Here is a 24,363-nt window from a genome sequence, read left to right as displayed (position 1 = left end):
GGCCAGCAGCTCGCCGGAGGGGGCCGCGCCGTGCGCGCCGGGGCCGGCCAGCGGCTCGTCCTCGAAGGCGGTGAGGACGCCGTCCCGGTCGAAGCCGTAGCGGCGGCGCACCCGCACCCCCATGGGGTCGGCGGGGGTGGCGCGGTAGAAGGCGCCGGCGACCGGGGCCCGCCAGTCGAGCACCATCGGGTCGCCCGCGGCGTCGTGCACGTTGCGCCGGCCGACGTAGACCCGGTCGGCGTCGGGTGCGCGGGCCGTGGTGGGCCCGTCGTCGGGCCCCCTCTCGTAGACCGCGCCGGGCGGGTGGTCGAGGCGGCCGAAGAACAGCGGCACGTCGGGCAGGTCGGCCAGGCTCCGGGCGCGCTCCTCGCGGGCGCGGCGGAGCACGGCGTTGGTGTACTTGTCCACCACCGCGTCGCCGACGGCGGTCCGGGTGGTCAGCACGTCCTCGCGCATGCGCCGCAGCGCCGCGCGGGCGGCGGTGGCGTGGGCGCGTTCGGCGGCGAGTTCGGTGTCGGTTCCGGCGGCGCCGGAGGGCGCGGTGCGGGTGGGCTCGGGCATGCGGGCACTCCGAAAACTTAACTCGGTAAGGAATTGAACCGGAGCATGTTACCCGACCGGCCGGCCCGCGCGGTCCGTCAGCGCCCCTTGAAATACCGGAACAGATGGCGCTCGCGGATGAGCGCCAGTGCGGCGCACGCCCCCAGGAGCGCGGCCGGGAGCGCGGCGGCCGGGCCGCGCAGCGCCGCCAGGTAGGTGGCCGCCGGATCGCCCGGGTGCCCCGTCCACGCCGCCGCCACCAGGACGGCCGCCCCCACCGCGAGGGCCGCCCCCGCCCAGGCGGCGGTCTCGATCAGCACCATGGCGAGCAGCGCCCCGCGCGGGACGCCGCAGTGCAGCGCCCCCGCGTACTCCAGGCGGCGTGTGCGCACCGCGATGAACCCCAGCGCCGCGCCCAGCGCCGCGCACGCCGGGGCCGCGTACCGCGTGGGGCGGGACGCGAACCGCTCGGCCCCGTCGAAGGTGCGTCCCAGCGTGGAGTTGAGCTGGCGCACGGACACGGTCGTGGCCGGGTCGGCGACCACGTCGGCCGCTGTGGCGATCAGCTCGTCGGCGGACGGCGACACCGGCCACACCTCGGCCCAGCACTCGTCGTACACGGCCGCGGCCCCCCGGGGCACCAGCACCGCGTACCCCAGCCGCCGGTCGCGGCCGTCGTCGGGATAGGCGTAGACGCCCGCGACGGTCAGCGTGCCCTCGTCGGCGGGCAGCCGGGTGCCGGCCTCGGCGCCCAGGGTGTCGGCCAGTTCGCGCGGCAGCCACACCCCCTCGGCGGCGGCCGCGTCGACCCCCAGGACCCGGGCCAGCCCCGGGGTGACCTCGAACGCGGGGAGCGGGTCGCCCGGCATCGCCCGCAGCGGCACCGGGTCGGCCGCGCGCAGCGCCCCCGACGACCGGATGGGCCCCTCGCCGGCCAGCCCCTCGCACGCCGCGCCATCGGTCATGCCCTCGGCGACGAGGGTGCGCACCGACGCGCCCGCCGCCACGAACTCCGCCGCCTGCCGCTCCAGCGCGACGACGTAACGCGCGTCGGCCGCCGCCGGACCGGCCGTGACGGCGCACGCGGCCAGGCCGAGGACGGCCGCCCGCGTGGTGCCGGTGGCCAGGTTGCGCAGCGCCTCGGACAGCACGGCGGCGGCGCGCATCACGCGGCGTCCCCGGGCTCGGGGACCGGCGGGCCGAGGTCGAGCACCCGGGTGCACGCGGCGCGGGTGTGCGGGTCGTGCGTGGCGATCACCACGATGGTCCCGGCGCGGCCGATCGCGTCCAGGCTGGCGTTGACGGTGGCCGCCGTACGGCGGTCGAGCTGGGCGGTGGGCTCGTCCACGAGCAGCAGGTCGGGGGCGGTGCACACCGACCGGGCCAGCATCAGCCGCTGGGCCTCACCGCCCGACAGTTCGCGGAACGGGCGGTGGGCGGCCTCGGCCAGCCGGAACTCCGCCAGCACCTCGGCGGCCCGGCGCTCGGCGTCGGCCCGCCGCCACCCCCGGGCCAGCAGCGGCAGCACGGCGTGGTCGAGCGCGGTCCGCCGGGCGACGCCGTACGGGTTCTGGAAGACCCAGGAGGTGCGGCCGATCCCGGTGGCCTCCACCGTGCCGCGGGCGGGCGCCAGCCACCCGGCCAGGATCGACAGCAGCGTGGACTTGCCGCACCCCGACGGCCCGCACACCGCGACGACCTCGCCCGGGACCAGCTCGAAGTCGAGCCCGGTGAACAGGTCGTCGGTGCCGGGGAAGCGGTGGCCGAGGCCGGTGGCGCGGACCCGGGCGGCCGGGGGCGGGGCGGGGGCGGTGGGTGCCGCATCGGGGGTGTCGGCGGGCTCAGGCACAGGACTCCGCTCCGATCGCCGGGCCGAGGTCGACGTCCTCGGGGGCCTCACCCTCGACCACCACCAGGGTCGCGCCGAGGCCGGAGCCGACGATGCGCACCGGGTGCACGGCGTCGCCGGATTCGACGCACCCGCGGTCGCCGTCGACGCCGAACACGGCGGCGGGCGGCACCTTGTGCGCGTCGACCGGGTCGGTCAGGGCGACGTCGGCGGTCACGGCCTCGTCGCCGGCCATCACCTCCGCGAACCGGGTGGTGGACTCGACCTCGTCCAGGAACCCGCGGTCGGTGACGGTTCCGTCGGTGCCCATGGGGCCTTCGACGCCCAGGACCTCCATGGTGCGGTCGCCGTCGACGGCGCCCTCGGGCAGGGAGTCGGCGCGGATGCCGGTGAGCCCGCCGGGCACGGTGCCGTACGGCGCCCCCGGCGCGACGGTCGTGCCCAGCGGGGCCTGGCACTCGTCCAGCACGGAGGTGGCGGCGGGCAGCCACAGGAAGCGGTCGGCCTCGACCTCGCCCTTGGGGCGCGCGACGCCAGCGGACTCCAGCAGGGCGTCGACCGCGTCGGCGGTGTTCGGGCCGTACTCGCCGTCCTCGGCCGTGCCGTACCCCAGCCGGGCGAGTTCGCGCTGGAGGGCCTGCACGTCGCCGCCGTGGTCGCCCTCCTCCAGGTCGCGGTAGAGCGGGATCTCGGTGGCGAGCGCGATCAGCGGCACGGCGCCGATCGTGGCGGCGACCTCGCCGGAGCGCAGCTCGGCGCCCGCCGCGCAGCGCGTGGTGGTCACGCGCCCCTTCAAGCCGATCTCCAGGGTGGAGGTGGGCGTGACCTCGAAGGTGACCCGAACGGTGCGCTCGTCGGCGTACCCCTCGGCGGTGACCGGGGCGCTGGTGTGGTCCTCGGGCTCCGCGAGGCCGCTCGGCGCCGCCGCGGGGCGCAGCAGGAACCCCGCGGCGCCGCCGGCGCCGAACAGCACCAGGCCGGCCAGCAGGCCGGCCCCCCACGGTCGGATCGTCACGTGCGGCCCTTCCGGTCGCCGGTGCCGGGCGGTGCGCCCGGCACCGGGGTCTGCGGGTGCGCGCGGCCGGTCAGGAGGGCTCGCCCGCGTAGTTGTAGCCGCCCTTCACCAGGCACTCCTGCGCCTCGGGCGCCATGGGGTCGAAGGGGGCGTCCTCGAAGGCCGCCTCGGCGTCGGCGTGCAGCGTCTCGACGGTGTAGTCGGCCGGGGCCAGCCCCTCCTCGATCAGGCAGTCCACCGCGAGCAGGCGGGTGTCCTCGACCAGGCCGGGGTTGTTGACCTGGGTGTTGTAGAGCGCCTCGATGCGCATGGTGGTGCCGTCGGCGCACTGGCCGGTGACCTCCATGTACTCGTCGGCCTCCGCCTGGCCGTCGAGTTCGGGCGGGGTGATGGCGTAGAGGCCGTTGGGTCGCATCTCGTAGGTCTCCTCGACCCCGGCGTCCTCGACGCATTCGCGGTACCGGCTGAACGCCTCCTCGTAGTCGGCGGCCGAGATCTCGCCCGCCGCGATGGCGCGGTCGAGGACGTCGCGCTCGAAGTCGGTGGTGGCGTTCTCGCGGGCCTGCTCGAACTGCTCGACCAGGCTGGCCTCCATGGTGGCGGTGGCGCCGGGGCCGCCCGCGCCGCCGGGCGGCTCGGGGGCGGACTCGGCGCCGAACAGGGAGCAGCCGGTCAGCAGGGCGGCGACGGCGGCGGCGGTGGCCGCCGTGCGGGCGGGGCGGTGGTCGGGCATCGGGACTCCGATCGCTCTCCCGCCGGCGGCGGGGTCCGGGGTGGTGCGGTGAGCGGCCGCCGCCCGGCGCCCGGACGGGGGTCCGGGCGCCGGCGCGGGGAGCGGCCGCCGCCGCCCGGCACGGGGGTGCGGGTGCCGGGGGCGGCGGCCCATCGGGGGTGGACTAGGCCGAGAACTGGTTCCAGGCGCTGTAGCTCCAGGACACGCCGGAGTCGGCGGAGGCCCAGGAGTAGCCCGTGTACCAGGCCGACAGCGCCGACCGGTTGCCGTGCTGGGCGTAGGAGCGGACCCAGTTGTAGGCGGCGCACGTGTCGACGTGGCCTTCGGCGTAGGAGTAGTAGTAGCCCGCGTCGACGTAGGACGAGCAGGCGGCCGCGGCCGGCGGGGCCAGGGCGATGCCCATGCCGGCGGTGGCGATCAGGGTGCCGATGCCCGCCGCGGCGCGGCGGGCGGTGGAGTGGGGGGTGCGGGATCGGATCGTCACGAGCATTCCCTTTCGCTGGAATGACGGATGCGTGACTTCGCTGGGGACTCGGCCGGTGGCCGACCGGCCGAGGTGGCGTGGAACCGTCCGGATCGGCGCCAGGCCACTACTGCCTCCGGGGGATATCCGGGGTAGTGGAATTAAGCCACGTTAATGTCGCGGGCGGAAGGTCCATCGGCGGAGTTCCGCGGCCGGACCTGTGCTCTCCACCGCGAAATCCCCGGCGGGCGTGGGAAACGCGGCCGTGCGCAATTGCGGGTGTCCGCATCCGGACACCCGGCCGAGTGGGATTCGGGCGATCGGCGACGCGCGGAACCGAGGGAAATGGCGCGTTTGCCGCGCCCCGGGCGATATGTCCGCGCGTTATCGCGGGAAGCTGGAATTCCAGCACCGTGATTATCCCCGGACGTTGATTGGCCGTCACCTGAAGGGAATGCATCGCGGGAATTCCGCGCGGTGGTCCCCGGAAAGGAAACGGCGGCCCGGCCCCGAAGGGGCGGACCGCCGTTCGCGGTGGGTGGCTAGTCGGCGTCGAAGACCGCGGGCAGCGTGGCCTCGTGCGCGGCGCGCAGATCGGCCAGGTCGATGTCGAACCCGCCGCCGGGGTGGCGCACGGACAGCGCCGCGCCGCCCACCGCGCCGATCTCGGCGGCCGGGACCCCGTGCCGCGCGCACAGCTCGGTGAACGCCGCCTCGGCGTCGGGGCGCACGGCCACCACCGCGCGCGCCGCGGACTCGCTGAACAGATCGGTGAAGGGGTCGTCGACCCGCACCGTGCAGCCGACGCCGCCGCGCATCGCCGACTCGGCCAGCGCCACCACCAGCCCGCCGTCCGACAGGTCGTGCGCCGCCGCCACCACGCCGTACTCGGCGGCGTCGGCCAGCACGGCACCCAGCGCGGCCTCGGCCGCCAGGTCGACCCGCGGCGGCACCCCGCCCAGGTGGCCGTGGACGGCCTCGGCCCACACCGACCCGCCCAGCTCGTCGGCCGTGGTGCCCAGCAGCAGCAGCTTGGCGCCGTCGATCTCCGGGGTGAAGGCGGTGGTCAGCCGGTCGTGCACGTCGCCGATGACGCCCAGCACCCCGATGACCGGGGTGGGGTTGATGGCGACGTCCCCGGTCTGGTTGTAGAAGCTCACGTTGCCGCCGGTGACCGGCGTGCCCAGCTCCTGGCAGGCGTCGGCCAGGCCGCGGGTGGACTCGGCGAACTGCCACATGACGGCCGGGTCCTCGGGGGACCCGAAGTTCAGGCAGTTGGTGACCGCCAGCGGCCGCGCGCCCGTGGCCGCGACGTTGCGGTACGCCTCGGCGAACGCGAGCCGGGTGCCCTCGTAGGGGTCGAGCCGGGTGTAGCGGCCGTTGCCGTCGGTGGCCAGCGCGATGCCGCGGTCGGAGTCGTCGCGCACCCGCACCATGCCGGCGTCGTGCGGGGTGGCCAGGACGGTGTTGCCCATGACGTAGCGGTCGTACTGCTGGGTGACCCACGTGGGGTCGCACACGCCCGGCGCCGCCAGGACGCGCAGCACCTGGGCGCGCAGGTCGGCGTCGGTCTTCGGCCGGTCCAGGCGCGCCGGGGTGTCGGCCTGGAGGTCGTCCTGGGAGTCGGGGCGGGCGAACGGCCGCTCGTAGACCGGGCCCTCGTCGGCCGCGGTGCGCGGCGGCAGGTCGACCACGGTCTCGCCGTGCCAGGTCATGACCAGGCGGCCGCCGCGCTCGGCCTCGTCGGCGGTGACGTCGGTGACCTCGCCGATCTCGGTGGCGAGGATGTTCCACTTGGCGCAGACCGCGAGGAACGCGTCGAGCCGGGCGGGCTCGACGATCGCCATCATGCGCTCCTGGGACTCGCTCATCAGGATCTCCTCGGGCGTCAGCCGGGAGTCGCGCAGCGGGACGCGGTCGAGCGCGATGCGCATGCCGCCGGTGCCGCCCGCTGCGAGTTCGGTCGTGGCGCACGAGACGCCCGCCGCGCCCAGGTCCTGGATGCCGACGACCAGGTCCTGGGCGAACAGCTCCAGGCTGCACTCGATGAGCAGCTTCTCCAGGAACGGGTCGCCCACCTGGACGCTGGGCCGCTTGGCCTGGCTCTCGTCGTCGAACGTCGCGCTGGCCAGCACCGAGGCGCCGCCGATGCCGTCGGGCCCGGTGGTGGCGCCGAACAGCACCACCTTGTTGCCGGGGCCGGGCGCCTGCGCCAGCTTGATGTCCTCGTGCCGCATGACGCCCACGCACAGGGCGTTGACCAGCGGGTTGCCCGCGTACCCGGCGCCGAATCCGATCTCGCCGCCGATGTTGGGCAGGCCCAGGCAGTTGCCGTAGAAGGAGATGCCCGACACCACGCCCGGCAGCACCCGGCGGGTGTCGGGGGCGTCGACCGGGCCGAACCGCAGCGCGTCCATGACCGCGATCGGGCGGGCGCCCATGGTGAGGATGTCGCGGACGATCCCGCCGACGCCGGTGGCCGCGCCCTGGTGCGGCTCGACGTAGGACGGGTGGTTGTGCGACTCGATCTTGAAGGTCACCGCGTGGCCGTCGCCGACGTCGACCACGCCCGCGTTCTCGCCCATGCCGACGAGCAGCGCGGCGGACTCCGGCGCCTTCTCCCCGAACTGCCGCAGGTGCACCTTGGAGCTCTTGTAGGAGCAGTGCTCGCTCCACATCACCGAGTAGATGGCCAGCTCGGCGGAGGTCGGGCGGCGGCCGAGGATCTCGCGGACCCGGGCGTACTCGTCGTCGGCCATGCCGAGTTCGGCGTAGGGCTGCGGGGTGTCCGGGGTGGCCGCCGCGGTGGCGACCGTGTCGAGCTGAACTGCGTCGGGCATGCGGTGTCCGTTCGGGAAGGTGTCGTGCGCGTCGGCCCGGGTACGGGCGGAACCGGTCAGGAGGCCGGGAGCTGGGCGTTGACGAGCATCAGGCCCGCCGTTGATTCGGTGTCGTAGGGGGTGGTGCTGCCGCGCAGCAGGACGCTGCCGTCGGTCAGGTAGCTGTCGGCCATGGGGACGTCCTCGGGCGCGTCCTCGCCGTCGGGCAGGACGCGCGCCCAGCCCTCGTCGATGAGATGGCCGTAGACCGCGTCGACGGCGGCCTCGCCGTCGGTGCCGTCGTCCTCGGCGGTGACGCCCACCAGCCGGTAGCACTCGCCGGACTCGCACTGCTCGCCCAGGTCGGTGTAGGACGTGCCGTCGGGCGCCGCGCCCAGGGAGTCGACCGGCGGCGCCGGGATCGCGGCGGCGTCGCCGCCCTCGGGTGCGGCGCCCGCCGGGGGCGGGGCGCTCACGGCGTTGAACAGGCCGACCGCGCCCGTGGCGACCAGGCCCACGGTCACCAGTCCGACCAGGACGAACATCGTCGTGCGGGAGCGCAGCAGGGCCATCATCGTGGAACGTCCCCCAGGGGTGTGGCGGTGGCGGTCAGCCGGCGGCGCCCGCGCGCATCGGGGAACCGTCGGCCAGGTGCGCGAGCACCGAGGCGAAGAACCCGAGGCCGTCGGTGGAGGGGCCGGTCAGCGCCTCGACCGCGTGCTCGGGGTGCGGCATGAGGCCGACGACGTTGCCGTGCTCGTTGGCCACGCCCGCGATGTCGCGCTGGGCGCCGTTGGGCGCGCCGTCGGCGTAGCGGGCGACCACCCGGCCGGAGCGCTCCAGCTCGTCAAGGGTGGCGGGGTCGGCGACGTAGTTGCCCTCGCCGCTCTTGAGCACGATCCGGATGTCCTGGCCGGCGGTGTAGCGGTTGGTCCACGCGGTGCCGGTGGCCTCGACGCGCAGGGTGACGTCGCGGTTGAGGAAGTGCAGCGACCGGTTGCGGGTGAGGGCGCCGGGCAGCAGGTGGCTCTCGCACAGGATCTGGAAGCCGTTGCAGATGCCCAGGACGGGCAGCGCGCCCGACGCGGCGGCGGGCACCAGCTCGGACATGATGGGCGCGAAGCGGGCGATGGCACCGCAGCGCAGGTAGTCGCCGTAGGAGAAGCCGCCGGGCAGGACGACGGCGTCGACACCCTGGAGGTCGGCGGTGTCGTGCCAGAGGGCGACCGGCTCGGCCCCGGCGATGCGGACCGCTCGCGCGGCGTCGCGGTCGTCGAGGGAGCCGGGGAACGTGACGACGCCCACACGGGCTGTCATGGGCACTCTCCGAAGGATGTCGGCGGGAGTCGGGAGGAGGCGGCCGGCCCGGCCGGCGCGTCCGACACCGAGGTTACCCGCTCCCCGGGGGTGCCGACCTGCTGCGTCGGCGGAACGCGCACCGCGGCCGCCCGGGGTGGACGCGGGCGGCGGGCGGCGCGGTCAGCACAGGGCGGGTTCGGGCACCCGTCCGCAGCCGGCGGCGCCGTCGGCCCCCTGGTGCAGGGTCTTGCACAGCCGCACCGTTGTGTCGCCCTGGGGCGAACCGGAGAAGTCGACCTCGTCGACGAGATGGCGCATCAGCAGAATGCCCCGGCCGGATTCGGCGTCGAGGCGCGGCGGGGGCACCCGGGCGGCGGTGAACCCGGTGCCCTTATGGCTGATCTCCACGACGCAGGAGGCGCTGTGCAGATGCGTGGTGACGGAGTAGTCCCGCGCGGGGGCGCCGTGGTCGACGGCGTTCCCGCACGCCTCGGAGGCGGCGAGCAGAATTCGGAATGCGCATTCATCGCATATTCCGTGGGCGCGCAGCGCCTCACCCACGAATTCCCGTACGACGGCGACGGTGTACGCCTCGCGCGGGAGTGCGATCGAGAATCTCACGTCCATCGGAAGCCCTCACGACCGTTCGACACAATCCTGAGAGTTCCCGGGGAAAGTACGTCGAAACCGGCGGGGGCCGGCCGCCGGGGGCGCGTCACTCCACACGCAGGGCGAAGTCCTCGATGACCGGGTTGGCGAGCAGGGTCTCGGCGAGCCGGCGGATCTCGGCCAGGCGGACGTCGTCGACCTCGCCGTCGACCTCGACCTCGAACCGCTTGCCCTGGCGGACCTGCGCGACCCCGTCGAACCCGAGGCGGCCGCAGGCCCCCACGATGGCCTGGCCCTGGGGGTCCAGGATCTCCGGCTTGAGCATGACGTCAACGACGACGCGGGCCACGGGTCCTCCACTGGTGTGCCGCACTTCACTGCCACGGGCGGGGTCCGCCTCCGCGTGCGCGGAGGAGGGCAGGGAAAGCGTACGGCACCTGCGCACACGCCGCGTGCCGGGCGGTCCGCGCGGCCGCTTTACCGCATCTTGACGGCGACTACAGATGGAATCGAGGTTTTCGTGACACTCATCACCCGGGTAGGTGTCATCATCGGACGCCGATCCGCGCGTCTATCAGATTGGCAGCGATCATCCGGTCGTCCCAAGGGGGAGATTTGACGACCATCGAACTCGACCGCACCGCCACGGGGGACCGCACCGACGACCTCGACTTCGTCACCGCGGTGACGCCCTACGCGGACCAGCTCTATCCGACCGCCCTGCGCATGACGCGCAACTCGGCCGACGCCGAGGACCTGGTGCAGGAGACCTTCGCCAAGGCGTTCGCCAACTTCCACCAGTTCCGCGCGGGCACCAACCTGCGTGCCTGGCTGTACCGCATCCTGACCAACACGTTCATCAACGGCTACCGCAAGAAGCAGCGCGAGCCGCGCCAGGACTCCACCGACGAGATCAAGGACTGGCAGCTCGCCGCCGCCGACGCGCACGCCTCCACGGGCTCGCGTTCGGCCGAGTCCGAGGTGCTGGACCGCCTCCCGGACTCCGCCATCCGGCACGCGCTGGCCCGGCTCCCGGAGGAGTTCCGGGTCGTCGTCTACCTCATCGACGTCGAGGGCTACTCCTACAAGGAGGTGGCCGAGCGCATGGAGACCCCGCTCGGCACCGTGATGTCGCGCCTGCACCGCGCCCGCAAGCAGCTCCGCGGGATGCTCGCCGACCACGCCCGCGAGCGCGGCATGCGCGTCGCCGCCTGACGGCCGCGGCGCCCCGCGCCGCGCGCGCCCCCGGCCGCCCGCCCTCCGGCGGGGCCACGGGCCCGGGAGGGCGCCCCTTTCTCCGTCACCCTCCGTGGTCGTCCCTGCACACCGGCTCCCCGCCGGGAGGACCGGACGCGCCTCCGGTCGCCCGTGCAGCAAGGCCTCCGGCTTTTTGTCGGACTCCCTTGCAAATGGTTGGAAGTCCTGGTAGTTGCACTTTTCTGGTTCTCCGGGATCATGAGGCGACAGCCGAAAAGGTGTCGCTGGGGCCTTGCGCCGCCCGTGGTGAGTTCTGTCACGATGTCGGTAGGGCTGCCCGACCACACCCGTTACCCCGGGTAAGCGGGCGGACATCCGGCCGACCGGCGGTACCCCGCGACGTCGGCCCCGAGCACCCGAGGAGCGACAGGTGTCGAACAACACCGCGCAGGAGGAACCGGAGCTCGTCCAGCTCCTGACCCCCGAAGGAGAGCGGCGGACGCACCCCGACTACCCGCTCGACATCACCCCCGACGAGGTGCGCGCCCTCTACCGCGACCTCGTCCTCGTCCGCCGCTTCGACACCGAGGCGGTGGCGCTGCAGCGCCAGGGCGAACTCGGCTTGTGGGCGTCGCTGCTGGGCCAGGAGGCCGCCCAGATCGGCTCCGGGCGCGCACTGCGCCCCCAGGACATGGCCTTCCCCTCCTACCGCGAGCACGGCGTCGCCTGGTGCCGCGGCATCCCGCCGAAGGACCTGCTGAGCATGTTCCGCGGCACCACCAACGGCGGATGGGACCCGCACGACCACGGCTTCCACCTCTACACCATCGTCATCGGCAGCCAGGCGCTGCACGCCACCGGCTACGCCATGGGCGTCCAGCGCGACGGCGCCCTCGGCGAGGACGGCACCGCGGTCATCGCCTACTTCGGCGACGGCGCCACCAGCCAGGGCGACACCAACGAGGCGTTCAACTACGCCGCGGTGAACAACGCCCCCGTCGTCTTCTTCTGCCAGAACAACCAGTGGGCCATCTCCGAGCCCATGGAGCGGCAGTCCCGCGCCCCCATCTACCGCCGCGCGGCCGGCTTCGGCTTCCCCGGGGTCCGCGTCGACGGCAACGACGTCCTCGCCTGCCTGGCCGTGACCCGGGCCGCCCTGCAGCACGCCCGCGAAGGCCAGGGCCCCCTGCTGATCGAGGCGTTCACCTACCGCATGGGCGCCCACACCACCAACGACGACCCCACCCGCTACCGGGTCTCCGCCGAGCTGGAGGAGTGGCGCGCCAAGGACCCCATCGCCCGGGTCCGCGCCTACCTGGAGAACGAGGGGCACGCCGACGACGCGTTCTTCGCCGCCGTCGAGGAGGAGGCCGAGCGGCTCGGCGAGCGCGTCCGCCACGAGTGCCGCGCGCTGCCCGACCCCGACCCGCTGGACATCTTCCACGAGGTCTACGCCGAACCCGACGTCCACACCGACCGCCAGCGCGCGGAGTTCGCCGACTACCTGGCCTCCTTCGAGGACGCCGCAGCGGAAGGGGTCCGGTAATGCCCACGAACCTCACCATCGGCAAGGCCATCAACGCCGGCCTGCGCCGCGCCATGGAGAACGACCCCAAGGTCCTCGTCATGGGCGAGGACGTCGGCCGGCTCGGCGGCGTCTTCCGGGTCACCGACCAGCTGCACAAGGACTTCGGCGCCGACCGGGTGATCGACACCCCGCTGGCCGAGTCCGGCATCGTCGGCACCGCCATCGGCCTGGCCCTGCGCGGGTACCGGCCGGTGTGCGAGATCCAGTTCGACGGGTTCTTCTTCCCGGCCGCCAACCAGACGTTCACCCAGCTCGCCAAGATGCGGCGGCGCTCGGCGGGCGCGCTGGCCATGCCCGTAGTGCTGCGCATCCCCTACGGCGGCGGCATCGGGGCGGTCGAGCACCACAGCGAGTCCCCCGAGGCGTACTTCGCCCACACGGCGGGGCTGCGCGTGGTGACCGTCGCCAACGCGGTCGACGCCTACTGGATGATCCAGCAGGCGATCACCTCCGACGACCCCGTGGTGTTCTTCGAGCCCAAGCGCCGCTACTACGACAAGGCCGAGGTCGACACCGACGCCGCCCTCGCCGACGCCGCCCCCATGGGCGCGGCGCGGGTGGCCCGCCCCGGCACCGACGTCACGCTGGTGGCCTACGGCCCCATGGTCAAGACCGCCCTCCAGGCCGCCGAGGCCGACACCGACCACTCGATCGAGGTCGTCGACCTGCGGTCGCTGTCGCCGGTCGACTACGACACCATCACCGCGTCGGTGCGCCGCACCGGCCGCCTGGTGGTCACCCACGAGGCGCCCGTGAGCCACGGGATCGGCGCGGAGATCGCCGCCCGCGTCACCGAGTCGTGCTTCTACTCCCTGGAGGCCCCGGTCATCCGGGTCGGCGCGTTCGACACGCCGTACCCGCAGTCGCGGCTGGAGGAGCACTACCTGCCCGACCTGGATCGGGTCCTCGACGGCGTCGACCGCGCGTTCGCGTACTAGGAGGGGGTCGGATGAGCATGGTCCAGCAGGGGATGCGGGAGTTCCGGCTGCCCGACGTCGGCGAGGGACTCGTCGACGCGGAGATCCTCCAGTGGCACGTCCAGCCGGGCGACACGGTCGCGGTCAACCAGGTCATCTGCGAGATCGAGACCGCCAAGGCCGCCGTCGAGCTGCCCAGCCCGTTCGCGGGGACGGTGAGCGCGCTGCTGGTCGAGGCCGGCACCACGGTCGACGTGGGCACGCCCATCATCCGGGTGGACGACGGCAGCGGCGGCGCTGCGGACGGCGGCGAGCCCGAGGAGGTGCGCGAGAAGCCCCTCGTCGGCTACGGCGAGAAGGCGGCGTCCACGCAGCGGCGGCCCCGGCGCCGCTCCGGCGGCGCCGTCGGCGGTGACGGCGCGGCCGCGCCGGCGGAGCCCGCCGGGTCGGCGGCGCTGCCCGCGCGCGACGCCACACCGGCCGCGCCGGCGGCCGACCCGGAGCCGGCGGCCGCGCCCGGCCCGGCCCCGGCGGCCGACGGCTCGGGCCCGGTCCTCGCCAAGCCGCCGGTGCGCAAGCTGGCCAAGGACCTCGGGGTCGATCTGCGCGCGGTCGCGGCAACGGGCCCCGGCGGCGTGGTCACCCGCGACGACGTGCAGCGGGCGGCGGCCGCCGCGGCCGCTCCGGCCCCCGCGGCGGAGCCCGCGGCCGCTACCGTGGCGGAGCCGGCTCCGGCGGTGGCGTCCGCGCCCGCCGCCGGGCGCGAGGAGCGCATCCCGGTGAAGGGCGTGCGCAAGCACACCGCGGCCGCCATGGTCCGCAGCGCGTTCACCGCCCCGCACGTCACCGAGTTCCTCCAGGTCGACGTCACCCGCACCATGAAGGCGGTGCGCCGGCTCCGGGAGCACCCGGAGTTCGCCGGGCTGAAGGTCTCGCCGCTGCTGCTGGTGGCGCGCGCGCTGCTCGCGGCCGTGCGCCGCAACCCCGGCATCAACGCGTCGTGGGACGACGCCGCCCAGGAGATCGTCGTCAAGCACGACGTCAACCTCGGCATCGCGGCGGCCACCGAGCGCGGCCTGGTGGTGCCCAACGTGAAGGGCGCGCACGCCCTGGCGCTGCCCGACCTGGCGAGGGAGCTGCAGACCCTCACCGAGACCGCGCGCGCGGGCCGCACCACCCCGGCCGACATGAGCGGGGGGACCATCACCATCACCAACGTCGGGGTGTTCGGGGTCGACGCGGGCACGCCGATCATCAACCCCGGTGAGGCCGCGATCCTGGCGTTCGGGCAGATCCGCGACCTGCCGTGGGTGCACAAGGGCGAACTGGCGGTGCGCAAGGTCACGACGCTGTCGCTGTCGTTCGACCACCGGCTGGTCGACGGCGAACTGGGCTCCAAGGTGCTCCGCGACGTCGGCGCCATGCTGGAGAACCCCAAGACCACCGCGCTGGTCTGGGGCTGACCCGCCGAGCGTGTCCGGGCCGCCCGACCGGGCGCCCGGACACGCCATGCCGCCCGGCCAGGACACCAGGGCACTCCCGGCGGCGCTCGGTGTGTGCGTACGGGCGCGGCGGTCGCCAGTGGGGTGCGTCATCGTGTCCGGCGGCCTGAGCCCGCGTGTGCGGGCATGCGGGGCGGGGACCGTGGCGCGCGGGGGCGAGTGGCCCCTCCACGGCCGCTGGTGGCGTTCCCAGGCCGTCCGGGTGGGGTTGGGGGGCGGTGCGCTCGGTGGCGACGGGGCGCGGCGGGCCGCGTGGCGGATCGGGCGGGGTTGGGGGGGGACCGTGTGACCCGTTCGGTAGGGCGCCACCCCATGACCGCCACCCCGTGACCGACGCCCCGTGACCGCCGTCTCATGACCGCCATCCTTTGACCGCCACCCTTGGCCGATGCCCTTTGAGGGGCCCGTGGCCGAGGCGGCGTTCGGGTGTCCGGATCCGGCCGTGTCGGCCGCCGGACGCAACCGTGGGCGGCGCGGCGGCGTCGAACCCCTCGTGACGCGCCGATCCGGGACCTCCCGGGGTGCGTCGCGCGGCCCTCCGGATGTCGGCGGCGGGCGCGGGTCCGGCCGAGGGCGGCACGGCGGTCGGCGCGGGCGGCATGACCGCCCGCGCCGACGCCGGCCCCCATCCGGCGCGGCAGCGCCGGACCCGCGTGCCCGGCCGACCCGGTGGGCCGATGAGAGCCCCGGTCCCCGGACCGGAGGCGGCGGGCGCCCTCACCGTGGCGGAAGGGGCGCCCGCCGCCGCCTCACGGACTTCCGCGCCTGCTGATGCCCCACCGGGGCGCTCGCCGCCGTCTCACGATCTTCCGCGTCCGCTGATGCCCCACCGGGGCGCCCGCTGCCACCTCACGGGTCCTCGCGCCCGTCGGCACCCCGCCCAGGGTGGCCGGTGGCCGCCGATCGGCGTCGCACGGGTGTCGTCCGGTGGGCGGACGCCCGGTCTCGCGGGGCATAGCGGGGAGGCGCTGCCTGCGGCTGCGGAGGGCGGGCGGCAGGCGGCCGCCGCAGCGGGGCCTCGCCCGTGGGGGCGGTCACGGGGTGCCGCCGATGGGTGCGCCCTCGGCGTGCAGGAGGGCGGCTTTCGCGGCGGCGCCGAAGACGTACTCGCCGATGCCGCCGTCGGAGCGGGTGACGCGGTGGCAGGGGATGAGGAGGGGGACCGGGTTGGTGCCGAGCGCCGTGCCGACCGCGCGGACGGCGCGCGGGCGGCCGATGCGCCGCGCGATCCAGGCGTAGGGCCGGATTTCGCCGGGGGCGATGGCGCGGGCGGCGGTCAGGACGTCGGCCTGGAAGGGCCGGAGCCCGGTGAGGTCGAGGCGGACCGCGCCGGGGTCGCCGCCGTGCAGCGCGTCGGCGACGCCGTCGGGGGCGTGGTCGGCGGGCAGCAGCGGGCGGGCGAACCGCCGGTGGAAGGAGGCGGCGAAGTCGGGGCCGGTGGTGCGCAGGTAGCAGACGCCGCGGTCGGTGAAGGCGACGGCGACCTCGCCCAGGGGCGCGGGTGCGGGGACGCGCGCCCACCGGACGGCCACGCGGTCGAGCAGGTGCGGCGGTGCGTCGACGGCGAGCCCGGCCAGGGCCGTGGTGAGCGGGTCAGGTGCGGGGTCCGGCATGGGGCGCCTCCTCAAGGTCCGTGAGCGCGCGGAGGCGGCGGAGCCCCCGCGAAATATACGACTTGACCGTGCCCTCCGGCGCGGCGAGGGCGGTGGAGATCTCGGCGGTGGACAGCCCGGCGACGTGCCGGAGGACGACCGCCGCCCGCTGCTTCTCGGGCAGGAGGGCGAGCAGCCGGGCGAGTTCGCCGCCGGTCTCGCGGCGTTCGGCGGCGGCCTCGACGTCTTCGCCGGGATCGGGGCGGTCGAGGGGGGAGTCGAGGAGGAGCGGCGGCGGGGTGCGGGTGGCGGAGCGGTGGCGGTTGCGCCAGGCGTTGAGCAGGATGGCGGCCAGCCACGGGCGGGGCCGGAGGTCGGCGCGGCGGGGGGCGCCGTAGGCGGCGGCCGCCCGGAAGGCGCGCAGGAAGGTCTCGGAGGCGAGGTCGTCGGCGTCGGCGTGGCTGCCGGTGAGCCGCAGCGCCGCGCTGAACACCATCGACCGGTGGCGCCGGTAGAGCTCCGCGAACCAGAGGTCGGGGTCGTCGGGGTGGGGCAGTGGAGGCCCGGGGTCGTCGGGGTGGGGCGGTGGGGTGCCGGGGTCGGCGGGGGGTGCGGGCGAGCCGCCGCGGAACGTACTCACATCCATGTCAACACCGGATCCCTTCTCCCGGTTGCACCGGGGGCGGCCGTGGGCCGCCCCCTCCACGATGGCCGCAGCCCCGAGCGGGCGCCAGTCTTGCGGCGCCGCCTGGGGACGGCACCCACCGGGGGCTATGGCGCGGTCGGTGGCGCGCCTCCGTGGCATGCAGGTGGTCTGGGGTTCGCATCCCCATAGCTCCACCCGACTCCGGGACGACCCTGCTCTTCGAGCCGGGTCGTCCCGTCGTTCTCCCCAGGAGGACACCCCCTGTGCCTGGGAGGAACCCCCTGGGGGCGGTGGGGCGGCTGCCCACGCGGATCACAGGTACAGGCCGGTGCCGCGTTCGGGGGCCTCGTCGGCGACGGCCGCGGAACGGTCAGATCCCCTTGAGGAAGCCGGAGTCGACGGCGATGTCGGCGCCGGTGGTGCTGGCCGAGCGCGGTGAGGCGAGCAGTGCGACGACGTCGGCGACCTCCTCGGGGAGAGCGAGTCTCCCGGTGCTGAGGCCCATCATCTCGGGCACGGCGGAGTCGAGGAGGGTGTCGGGGTCGGTGCCGGCCTGGGCGGCGAGGCGTTCGGCCACACCGCCCGGGTCGGTCCACCACGCCGAGCGCACCGGCCCGGGGGACACCGTGTTGACCCGGATGCCCTGGGGGGCGAACTCCTCGGACAGCGCCTTGGTGAGGTTGGTGAGCCCCGCCTTGGCCGCCCCGTAGTCGACGTTGATCGGCGACGGCTGGCGGGCGTTGCCGCTGGAGACGTTGACGATGGCGCCGCCGCCCCCGGCCAGCATCACCGGGATGGCCGCGCGCACCGCCCGGACGACCGCGAACAGGTTGAACTCGAACACCGCGCGCCATTCGGGGTCGGTGGCGTCGAGGAACGAGGAGCGCGGCAGCACGACCCCGGCGGGCGGGCCGCCCGCGTTGTTGACGAGGATGTCGAGGCCGCCGAACGCCTCGGCCGCGCGCTCGACGGCGTGCGCGGGGGCGGCGGGGTCGGTGAGGTCGACCGGGACGTGCACGAGGTCGCCGCCGAGTTCCTTGAGCTCCGGGGTGAGGGTGCGAGAGGCCGCCGCGACCCGCGCGCCCTCGGCGAGCAGGGTGCGGGCGACGGCGAGGCCGATCCCCTTGGAGGCGCCCGTGACGAGGGCGGCGCGGCCGGTGAGCCTGAGGTCCATGGTGCTCCTTCGGGAGGGGGGCGCCGCCCGGCGGGGCGGCGGAGCCGCGCCGGGACCGGCGCCGCTCATGAGGGGAAACCCCGCGGCGCCCGGCCCGGTTGCGCTCCGACCGGCGGTTTCCCGCCGTCGAGTTCCGGCGGCTCGGCGGCCCGGCGGCCCGGCGGCCCGGCGGTCCAGTGGCCCGGCGGTGTCCCCTGGAAGGCCTGCGGCCCCGTGCCGCCACCCGTCCACCACTCCCGCCCGCCTCCCGCGCCCTCGCCGTCAGGTTCGGTGGTCCGGTGGCCCAGGGGTGTCGCCCTGAGGGCCTGCGGCCCCGTGTCCCCACCCCCGTCCGCCTCCCCGTTCCCCCTGTCGGGTTCCGGTGGTCTGGTGGCCCGGGGGTGTCGCCCTGAGGGCCGCAGTCTGTGCCGCCGCCCGCGCCCGCCTCCCGCGCTCCCTCCGACCGGCCGCACCGGGTGCCCCGTTCCCCCGTCGCCTCCGTTAGCCGGGGGCGCCCGGTCCGGTCGGTGCGGGGCGGCCGTAGACGAGCCGGCGGAGCAGCGCCTCGGCGGGGCCGCGGCGCCCGGCGCGGTCCAGGGCCGCGGCGGCCACCACCGTGAGCAGCCACACGCCGATGGCGAACGCGGCCACCGTGGCGCTGCCGAGGTGCGCGCCCAGTCCGAGGCCCCACGCGGCGAGCACCGGGGAGAACAGCGCCGAGTGCGCGAGGTAGCAGGAGAGCGAGCGCGCGCCCGTGGCGGCCACGGCGCGGACCGGCGCGGACCGGCGCACGCGCGTCGGCAGCCGCATCGCCACCAGGGTGATCACCGCGGCGTAGCCGAGGCCGCCCGGGACCCCCGTGGCGCTCTGGACCTGGCCGAGCAGCCCGTCTTCGCCCAGCGCGGCGGCCGGCACGTCGAGCAGGCCGGAGTGGGCGAGGGCCGCCGGCAGCCCGCCGGCCCAGCCGATGGCGACGCCCGCGACGGCGGTGCGGCGCAGCAGCCGCAGGTGGCGGTGCGGCTCCTCCAGCACGCGGCGGCGGGCCGCCCAGAACCCGAGCAGCATCGCCGCGTACATCGGGAAGCCCAGCACCGCGAACCCGACGAGGAACGCCCACGTCGTCAGCCGGACCCCCACCGCCGCCAGGGCGCTCTCGGCCCCGGCGGCGTAGGCCGTGAACGACGGTTCGGGCAGGGGGGTGCTCCCCGGCGCCGCGGAGAGGTCGCCGACGGACGTGAGGGCGGCGACGCACATGGGCAGGTAGGCGGCGGCCGCCCAGAAGAGCAGCGCGCGGTCGGAGCGGCGCAGCAGCAGCGCGCCCAGCACCAGGCTCACCACCCCGTAGACGCCGAGGATGTCGCCGCCCAGGAAGAGCGCCGCGTGCACGCCGCCGAACACCAGGAGCCACAGGCTGCGCCGGCGCAGCAGCGCCACCGCGGCGCGCCCGGACGCCCCCGCTGCGGTCTGCCGCGCGTAGAGCCGCATCATGCCGTAGCCGAACAGGAACGCGAACAGCGGATAGACGCGCAGGTCGAGCGCCGTGATCATCGCGAACCGGACGGCGCGGTCGACCGCGGAGCCGTCGACCGGGTGCCAGCCGGTGGGCCCGTACTCGGCCGTGTAGAGGAAGAACCCGGTGTTGGACAGCACGATGAGCAGCAGCATCAGGCCGCGCGCCAGGTCGGGGGCGAGGGCGCGCTCGTCCGCGCGGACGCCGCCGCGCGCGGGTCGGCGGCGGACCGCCGCCGGGTCGGGGGGTGCCATGGGGTCTCGCTCTCCGGCGCGAACGCCATACTCCGAACAGTGTTCGATTTACTCCGAACGCTATACGGAGTTCTAGGATGGGCGCAAGATGACCGATGAGAGGCCGAGCGCCGACCCCACCCCCGCCCTGGAGCTCCTCTGGGGCACGCGCGCCCGCCCGCGCCGGGGCCCGCGCCAGGGGCTCACCCTCGACCGCGTCGTGGGGGCCGCCGTCGAGCTGGCCGACGCCGAGGGTGCCGCCGCGGTCTCCATGCGCCGGGTCGCCGCCCGCCTGGGCGTCGGCGCCGCCACCCTGTACACCTACGTCCCGGGCCGGACCGAGCTGTGCGCGCTCATGCTGGACGCCGTGATCGGGCGGGGTCCGCTCCCGCACGAGCACCCCGGCGGCTGGCGGGCCGGGACCGAGGCGTGGGCCCGCGAGGACTGGGCGGTCTACCGGCGCCGCCCCTGGGTGCTGCGCCTGGCCGACCAGCGGACGGTGCCCGGCCCGAACTTCCTGGCCTGGTACGACTCCGCCGTGCGCCTGCTGGAGGGCACCGGGCTCGACGGGGCCGAGCGGCTGACGGTGGTCGAGATGGTCGACGGCTACGTCCGCGGGCTCGCCCGGAGCTCCGTCGACGCCGCCGAGACCGAGCTGCGGACCGGCGTCAGCGAACGGGAGTGGGCGGCGGCCACCGACCGCTTCCTGGAGCGCGAGGTCGACTTCGGCCGGTACCCCGCCCTGGCGGCGGCCATGGTCGACGGCGCCCCCCCGACCCCCGAGGACGTGTTCGCGGCCGGGCTGCGCCGCCTCCTCGACGGGATCGAGGCGGACATCGCCGCCCGGACCGCGCGGCGCTGAGCGGCACCGGGCGGTCCGGGCGGGTCCTCGGGCAGCCCCGCCCCCGGCCGCGCTCGGCGATCAGACCGCCGACAGGGCCCGGGCGAGGTCGGCCCAGAGGTCCTCGACGTCCTCCAGCCCGACCGCGACGCGGACCAGCGCGGGGGAGATGCCCGCGGCCGCGAGGGCCGCGTCGTCCAGTTGCCGGTGCGACGTCGTCGCGGGCTGCATGACCAGCGTCCGCACGTCGCCCAGCGACGGGCCGAGGACCGCCACCCGCAGCGCGCGGCAGAACGCCTCGCCCGCCGCCCGGCCCCCCGCCGGTTCGAACGCCAGCACCCCGCCCGCCCCGTTCGGCAGCAGCCGGCGCGCGGTCGCGTGGTCGGGGTGCGACGGCAGCGACGGGTGGTGGACGACCGCGACCGCCGGGTGCGCGGCCAGCCGCCGCGCGAGCTCCTCGGCCGCCGCGCTGACGGCGCGCATGCGCACGGCGAGGGTGCTCAGGCCGCGCAGGGTGAGCCAGGCGCCGAACGGGTCGGGCACCGCGCCGTGGTCGCGGCCGTCGTCGCGCACCCGCTCGTACAGCCGGGCGTCGGCGAACACGGCCACCCCGCCCACCGCGTCGGCGTGTCCGTTGAGGTACTTCGACGTCGAGTGGAGCACCACGTCGGCGCCGTCGGCGAGGGGCCGGTACAGGACGGGCGTGGCGAACGTGTTGTCCACGACGCTCAGCACCCCCGCCTCGCGGGCCACCGCGAACAGCGCGGGCAGGTCGGCGACCTGGCCCACCGGGTTGCTGATGGTCTCCAGGAAGAGCACGCGCGTGTTCGGCCGCAGTGCCGCGCGCACCGACCCCGGGTCGGCGTCGACGTAGTCGACCTGGACGCCCCACCGGTCGCGCAGCCCGTCGAGGAGGCCGGTCGTGCCGCCGTACAGGCGCCGCTGCGCCACGACGTGGTCGCCCGACCGCAGCAGGGACCAGAACAGGCCGGAGATGGTGCCCATGCCCGAGCCGGCGGCGAGCCCGGCCGCGCCCCCCTCCAGGCCGGCCACCGCCTCCTCCAGGGCGCGCACCGTGGGGTTGCCGTAGCGGGCGTAGTAGTAGGCCCCGTTGGCGTCGGCGAACGCGTCGGCGAAGTCGTCGGGGGAGTCGAAGGCGAAGGTGTGGCCCTGGTACAGCGGAACCGTCAACGGGCGGCTGACCGGGACGTCGGGTACGCGGGTGCGGACGGCGCGGGTGGAGGGGCGCAGCGCGTGCCCGTCCCGGCCGGTGGTCGTCTCGTCCATGCGTCCAGCCTGCGCCCGGCGGACCGGCCGGCCCAGATCCAATGGGGCATGATTGGTCCCATGAACAAGCCAATGTCCGCCCCCGCTCTCGCCGGCCTGCTCGGGCGCTGGGCGGCCGGGCGCGGCCCGCTGTACCGGCTCCTCGCGGCGCGGCTGCGCGCACTGGTCGAGGAGGGCCTGCTCGCCCCGGACACGCGGCTGCCGCCCGACCGGGCGCTGGCCGCCTCGCTGGCCGTGGGGCGGGGGACCGTCGTCGCGGCGTACGACCTGCTGCGCGACGAGGGCCGGCTGGTGCGCCGGCAGGGCAGCGGCACGCGGGTGGCCCCCGCCGCACTGCCCGAGCGGCCCGCGGCCGCCGGGGCGGCGGAGGGGCCGTTCTTCCTGTCCATGCTGGAGCGCCCGCCGGGCGCCCTGGTGCTCACCTGCGCCGCCCCCGACGCCCCGCCGCCGGAGCTGCGGGCCGCGTTCGGCCGGGCCGCCGCCGCGCTCGCGGGCCTGGCCGACGACATCGGCTACCACCCGGCGGGGCACCCGTCGCTGCGCGCGGCGCTCGCCCGCCGCTTCACCGAGCGGGGCCTGCCGACCGGCCCCGAGCAGATCCTGGTGACCAACGGGGCGCAGCAGGCCCTCGCGCTGCTCGTCCGCTGCTTCGTGGCGGCCGGCGACACGGTGCTGGCCGAGGCGCCCACCTACCCGGGGGCGCTGGGCGTGTTCGGGGACGCGGCGGCGCGGGTCACCACCGTCCCGGTGGGCCCCGAGGGCGTGGACGCCGCGGAGTGCGTCCGGGCGATGGCCGAGCGCCGCCCCGCGCTGACCTACCTGGTGCCGTCGTTCCAGAACCCCACGGGCACGGTGCTGCCCCCGTTGCAGCGCCGCCGTATCGTGCGCGCGGCGGCCGAGCACGGCCTGCTGCTGGTCGAGGACGAGACGCTGGCCGAGCTGGGGTTCGCGGGGGAGGTCCCGCCGCCGATGGCCGGCCACCCCGGCGGCGACCGCGTCGTCACGGTCGGGTCGCTGAGCAAGGTGGTGTGGGGCGGGCTGCGGGTGGGCTGGATCCGGGCGCCGCGCCCGGTGGTCGACCGGCTCGCCCGGACGAAGGCGCTCGCCGACCTCGGCGGCGACGTCACCGGCCAGCTCGCGGCGCACCACCTGCTGGGCTCACCCGACTGGGCGGTGCTGCGCGACCGGCGGCGCGCGGAGCTGGCGGCGCGGCACGGCCGGCTCCGCGCCGAACTGGCGCGCCGGCTGCCGGACTGGACGGCCACGCGCGCGGAGGGGGGCCAGACGGTCTGGGTGCGGCTGCCGCGCGGCGACGCGGCGTCGTTCGCGCAGGTGGCGCTCCGCCGCGGGGTGGCCCTGCTGCCGGGCGGCGTGCTGGCGCCGGGGGGCGCGGGCGACGACCGGCTGCGCGTGCCGTTCCTCGCACCGGAGGAGACCCTGGTGCGGGCGGTGGAGCTGCTGGCGGCGGCCTGGGGCGAGTACACCGGCGCCCGCTCGGGCGCCGCCCCGGTGAGCGCGATGGTGGTCTAGAGCGCGGGCGTCCGGGTGGCCGCGCGCCGACCATGGCCCGCCGCTCGGCGCGCGGTCGGTCGGGCGTCCGGGCGTCCGGGAGAGGCGGGTGCCGCGCGGGGTCAGGCGGCGGAGAGCACCGCGGCGTGGTGGCGCCCGCGCTGGAAGGTGCGGCGGCGGGGGTAGGGGTTCAGGAGGGCGGCGGCCCCGGCGGGGTCGCTGGCCGGGTGGGTGACGGTGGAGCCGAGGGCGTCGTTCCAGACGAACTTGCCGTCGCGGCACCACACGTTCATGTCGCGCATCACGGAGATGACCGCCAGCTCGCTGGTGCCGGCCCGGTACATCGGGCGGGCGGCGACGGCGACGAGCTCGTACCACAGGGCGGTGATCGCCTTCTCGGCGCAGAAAGCGTGGCGCGGCCGGTGCTTGACGCGCCCCGCGAGCGCCGACTTCACGCGGTCGGCCCTGGGGTTGTTCAAACGCCAGTGACTCAAAGCGACGTCTCCTGAAGTGATCGGGTACCGCGGTGGGTGCCGCTCTCGATGATGCGGCCACACGTTCGCGGCCGGACTCCGGGCGCTCGACCCGGCGTCACAGCGAAACCGGGCGGCGTCCGAGGGTGTCGTTACCTCCCGGTTATTCTTCGCGCTCCGGATAGTAGCAGCATCGGGCCCCTAGGGGTCGACCCCGAGAAATGTGGCCCATGTCACATTGACAATGCGGTGATCTTATCGTGATCTTGGTCGTCCGTGCAGGTCAAACGCCCTTTTTCGAAGGTATGGATTAGGCCCGCGCGTCCGGGGAAGCCCCCCCGATCCCCCTGAGGCGGTGTCGTCCAGGTCACCGTCGCCGGGTGCGCTGAGCACCGGTCCGGTCGCCCTGTGCGACCGCCGGCGGCGGTTCCGGCGTTTCGATCGGGCGCTCGTGGGCACGCGGTCCCGCGCCCGTGTGCGCCGCGCGCCTCCGGAGCCCCGCGCGGCGGTGACGGCGCGTGACGGTCGGCGGTCCTCTCCGTCCGGATCGGGCGCGCCGGCGGGGCGCCTCCGCCCGCCGGGTGCGGC

At 75.7% G+C, this 24,363-nt stretch carries 22 protein-coding genes, 1 tRNA gene and 1 pseudogene; 7 read left to right on the top strand and 17 right to left on the bottom strand.

What is annotated here, in order from left to right; all coding sequences use genetic code 11:
* The 11 genes and pseudogenes from NT8_RS16550 to purS form a co-directional block, all read right to left on the bottom strand.
* A pseudogene (locus NT8_RS16550) lies at positions 1–561 on the bottom strand (AAA family ATPase); the annotation flags it as partial.
* Positions 562–638: 77 nt separating this feature from the next.
* Positions 639–1,706: a hypothetical protein gene (locus NT8_RS16545; RefSeq protein WP_067970380.1), complete on the bottom strand. Its 1,068-nt coding sequence runs from the start codon at positions 1,704–1,706 to the stop codon at positions 639–641.
* Positions 1,706–2,389 carry an ATP-binding cassette domain-containing protein gene (locus tag NT8_RS16540; protein ID WP_084469014.1) on the bottom strand — a complete coding sequence of 228 codons (684 nt, stop codon included), beginning with the start codon at positions 2,387–2,389 and terminating at the stop codon, positions 1,706–1,708. Before NT8_RS16540 ends, NT8_RS16545 begins: the two co-directional genes overlap by 1 nt.
* On the bottom strand, positions 2,382–3,404 hold the full coding sequence (locus NT8_RS16535; RefSeq protein WP_067970379.1) for a peptidoglycan-binding domain-containing protein: 1,023 nt from the start codon (positions 3,402–3,404) through the stop codon (positions 2,382–2,384). The genes NT8_RS16540 and NT8_RS16535 overlap by 8 nt, the downstream gene beginning before the upstream one ends.
* 70 nt (positions 3,405–3,474) lie before the next feature.
* Positions 3,475–4,137, bottom strand: coding sequence for a hypothetical protein (locus NT8_RS16530; RefSeq protein WP_067970376.1), 663 nt, complete (start codon positions 4,135–4,137; stop codon positions 3,475–3,477).
* Between the two features lie 163 nt (positions 4,138–4,300).
* On the bottom strand, positions 4,301–4,621 hold the full coding sequence (locus NT8_RS16525) for a hypothetical protein (protein WP_157515858.1): 321 nt from the start codon (positions 4,619–4,621) through the stop codon (positions 4,301–4,303).
* A 521-nt stretch (positions 4,622–5,142) separates the two neighbouring features.
* Positions 5,143–7,440: a phosphoribosylformylglycinamidine synthase subunit PurL gene (gene purL / locus NT8_RS16520; protein WP_067970370.1), complete on the bottom strand. Its 2,298-nt coding sequence runs from the start codon at positions 7,438–7,440 to the stop codon at positions 5,143–5,145.
* Positions 7,441–7,496: 56 nt separating this feature from the next.
* The gene (locus NT8_RS16515; protein ID WP_067970367.1) at positions 7,497–7,994 is read right to left on the bottom strand and encodes a hypothetical protein; all 498 of its coding nucleotides are present in this window, start codon (positions 7,992–7,994) and stop codon (positions 7,497–7,499) included.
* Positions 7,995–8,028: 34 nt separating this feature from the next.
* Positions 8,029–8,736, bottom strand: a complete 708-nt coding sequence (gene purQ / locus NT8_RS16510; RefSeq protein ID WP_067970364.1) for a phosphoribosylformylglycinamidine synthase subunit PurQ — start codon at positions 8,734–8,736, stop codon at positions 8,029–8,031.
* A gap of 162 nt (positions 8,737–8,898) precedes the next feature.
* Positions 8,899–9,345, bottom strand: coding sequence for an ATP-binding protein (locus NT8_RS16505; protein ID WP_157515857.1), 447 nt, complete (start codon positions 9,343–9,345; stop codon positions 8,899–8,901).
* Between the two features lie 88 nt (positions 9,346–9,433).
* Entirely contained in the window at positions 9,434–9,676 is a 243-nt protein-coding gene (gene purS, locus NT8_RS16500; RefSeq protein ID WP_067970360.1) for a phosphoribosylformylglycinamidine synthase subunit PurS, read from the bottom strand.
* A 266-nt stretch (positions 9,677–9,942) separates the two neighbouring features.
* Between purS and NT8_RS16495 the strand changes: the two genes are divergently transcribed.
* The 4 genes from NT8_RS16495 (at position 9,943) to NT8_RS16480 (ending at position 14,492) form a co-directional block, all read left to right on the top strand.
* The gene (locus NT8_RS16495; RefSeq protein ID WP_067970357.1) at positions 9,943–10,542 is read left to right on the top strand and encodes a sigma-70 family RNA polymerase sigma factor; all 600 of its coding nucleotides are present in this window, start codon (positions 9,943–9,945) and stop codon (positions 10,540–10,542) included.
* 412 nt (positions 10,543–10,954) lie between these two features.
* Complete coding sequence (gene pdhA / locus NT8_RS16490; protein WP_067970354.1) at positions 10,955–12,070, top strand: pyruvate dehydrogenase (acetyl-transferring) E1 component subunit alpha; 1,116 nt, start codon at positions 10,955–10,957, stop codon at positions 12,068–12,070.
* Positions 12,070–13,050, top strand: coding sequence for an alpha-ketoacid dehydrogenase subunit beta (locus NT8_RS16485; RefSeq protein WP_067970352.1), 981 nt, complete (start codon positions 12,070–12,072; stop codon positions 13,048–13,050). Before pdhA ends, NT8_RS16485 begins: the two co-directional genes overlap by 1 nt.
* Positions 13,051–13,067: 17 nt before the next feature.
* Positions 13,068–14,492: a dihydrolipoamide acetyltransferase family protein gene (locus NT8_RS16480; protein WP_067970386.1), complete on the top strand. Its 1,425-nt coding sequence runs from the start codon at positions 13,068–13,070 to the stop codon at positions 14,490–14,492.
* 1,073 nt (positions 14,493–15,565) lie between these two features.
* Here the strand turns inward: NT8_RS16480 and NT8_RS16475 are convergent.
* Complete coding sequence (locus tag NT8_RS16475) at positions 15,566–16,144, bottom strand: methylated-DNA--[protein]-cysteine S-methyltransferase (protein WP_067970350.1); 579 nt, start codon at positions 16,142–16,144, stop codon at positions 15,566–15,568.
* A complete protein-coding gene (locus NT8_RS16470; protein WP_084469012.1) occupies positions 16,125–16,769 on the bottom strand; it encodes an RNA polymerase sigma factor in 645 nt (214 codons plus the stop codon). The genes NT8_RS16475 and NT8_RS16470 overlap by 20 nt, the downstream gene beginning before the upstream one ends.
* 121 nt (positions 16,770–16,890) lie before the next feature.
* Here NT8_RS16470 and NT8_RS16465 point away from each other — a divergent pair.
* Positions 16,891–16,963: transfer RNA gene (locus tag NT8_RS16465), tRNA-Ala, on the top strand.
* A 176-nt stretch (positions 16,964–17,139) separates the two neighbouring features.
* Here the strand turns inward: NT8_RS16465 and NT8_RS16460 are convergent.
* Both NT8_RS16460 and NT8_RS16455 read right to left on the bottom strand, forming a co-directional pair.
* A complete protein-coding gene (locus tag NT8_RS16460; protein ID WP_067970345.1) occupies positions 17,140–17,943 on the bottom strand; it encodes an SDR family NAD(P)-dependent oxidoreductase in 804 nt (267 codons plus the stop codon).
* A gap of 480 nt (positions 17,944–18,423) precedes the next feature.
* On the bottom strand, positions 18,424–19,686 hold the full coding sequence (locus tag NT8_RS16455) for a DUF418 domain-containing protein (RefSeq protein WP_067970342.1): 1,263 nt from the start codon (positions 19,684–19,686) through the stop codon (positions 18,424–18,426).
* A gap of 88 nt (positions 19,687–19,774) precedes the next feature.
* Between NT8_RS16455 and NT8_RS16450 the strand changes: the two genes are divergently transcribed.
* Positions 19,775–20,527 carry a TetR/AcrR family transcriptional regulator gene (locus tag NT8_RS16450; RefSeq protein ID WP_067970339.1) on the top strand — a complete coding sequence of 251 codons (753 nt, stop codon included), beginning with the start codon at positions 19,775–19,777 and terminating at the stop codon, positions 20,525–20,527.
* A gap of 60 nt (positions 20,528–20,587) precedes the next feature.
* Here the strand turns inward: NT8_RS16450 and NT8_RS16445 are convergent, their stop codons facing one another.
* Complete coding sequence (locus NT8_RS16445; RefSeq protein WP_067970335.1) at positions 20,588–21,793, bottom strand: trans-sulfuration enzyme family protein; 1,206 nt, start codon at positions 21,791–21,793, stop codon at positions 20,588–20,590.
* A 60-nt stretch (positions 21,794–21,853) separates the two neighbouring features.
* Between NT8_RS16445 and NT8_RS16440 the strand changes: the two genes are divergently transcribed.
* The gene (locus tag NT8_RS16440) at positions 21,854–23,323 is read left to right on the top strand and encodes an aminotransferase-like domain-containing protein (RefSeq protein ID WP_067970331.1); all 1,470 of its coding nucleotides are present in this window, start codon (positions 21,854–21,856) and stop codon (positions 23,321–23,323) included.
* 101 nt (positions 23,324–23,424) lie between these two features.
* On the opposite strand, the gene NT8_RS16435 is transcribed toward NT8_RS16440, so the two are convergent.
* The gene (locus NT8_RS16435; protein WP_067970329.1) at positions 23,425–23,796 is read right to left on the bottom strand and encodes a hypothetical protein; all 372 of its coding nucleotides are present in this window, start codon (positions 23,794–23,796) and stop codon (positions 23,425–23,427) included.
* Positions 23,797–24,363 lie beyond the last annotated feature (567 nt).

Origin of the sequence: Nocardiopsis trehalosi NBRC 14201 (assembly GCF_001552555.1) — a bacterium.
In the GTDB taxonomy this organism is placed as follows: domain Bacteria; phylum Actinomycetota; class Actinomycetes; order Streptosporangiales; family Streptosporangiaceae; genus Nocardiopsis_B; species Nocardiopsis_B trehalosi.
This window is presented reverse-complemented; position numbering and strand designations above follow the sequence as displayed.

What these genes read in the sequence shown, in the direction of transcription:
- NT8_RS16545 (WP_067970380.1), bottom strand. Translation starts at nt 1,706, where the DNA reads ATGCGCGCCGCCGCCGTGCTGTCCGAGGCGCTGCGCAACCTGGCCACC.
- NT8_RS16530 (WP_067970376.1), bottom strand. Translation starts at nt 4,137, where the DNA reads ATGCCCGACCACCGCCCCGCCCGCACGGCGGCCACCGCCGCCGCCGTC.
- purL (WP_067970370.1), bottom strand. Translation starts at nt 7,440, where the DNA reads ATGCCCGACGCAGTTCAGCTCGACACGGTCGCCACCGCGGCGGCCACC.
- NT8_RS16515 (WP_067970367.1), bottom strand. Translation starts at nt 7,994, where the DNA reads ATGATGGCCCTGCTGCGCTCCCGCACGACGATGTTCGTCCTGGTCGGA.
- purQ (WP_067970364.1), bottom strand. Translation starts at nt 8,736, where the DNA reads ATGACAGCCCGTGTGGGCGTCGTCACGTTCCCCGGCTCCCTCGACGAC.
- NT8_RS16505 (WP_157515857.1), bottom strand. Translation starts at nt 9,345, where the DNA reads ATGGACGTGAGATTCTCGATCGCACTCCCGCGCGAGGCGTACACCGTC.
- NT8_RS16485 (WP_067970352.1), top strand. Translation starts at nt 12,070, where the DNA reads ATGCCCACGAACCTCACCATCGGCAAGGCCATCAACGCCGGCCTGCGC.
- NT8_RS16480 (WP_067970386.1), top strand. Translation starts at nt 13,068, where the DNA reads ATGGTCCAGCAGGGGATGCGGGAGTTCCGGCTGCCCGACGTCGGCGAG.
- NT8_RS16475 (WP_067970350.1), bottom strand. Translation starts at nt 16,144, where the DNA reads ATGCCGGACCCCGCACCTGACCCGCTCACCACGGCCCTGGCCGGGCTC.
- NT8_RS16470 (WP_084469012.1), bottom strand. Translation starts at nt 16,769, where the DNA reads ATGGATGTGAGTACGTTCCGCGGCGGCTCGCCCGCACCCCCCGCCGAC.
- NT8_RS16460 (WP_067970345.1), bottom strand. Translation starts at nt 17,943, where the DNA reads ATGGACCTCAGGCTCACCGGCCGCGCCGCCCTCGTCACGGGCGCCTCC.
- NT8_RS16455 (WP_067970342.1), bottom strand. Translation starts at nt 19,686, where the DNA reads ATGGCACCCCCCGACCCGGCGGCGGTCCGCCGCCGACCCGCGCGCGGC.
- NT8_RS16450 (WP_067970339.1), top strand. Translation starts at nt 19,775, where the DNA reads ATGACCGATGAGAGGCCGAGCGCCGACCCCACCCCCGCCCTGGAGCTC.
- NT8_RS16445 (WP_067970335.1), bottom strand. Translation starts at nt 21,793, where the DNA reads ATGGACGAGACGACCACCGGCCGGGACGGGCACGCGCTGCGCCCCTCC.
- NT8_RS16440 (WP_067970331.1), top strand. Translation starts at nt 21,854, where the DNA reads ATGAACAAGCCAATGTCCGCCCCCGCTCTCGCCGGCCTGCTCGGGCGC.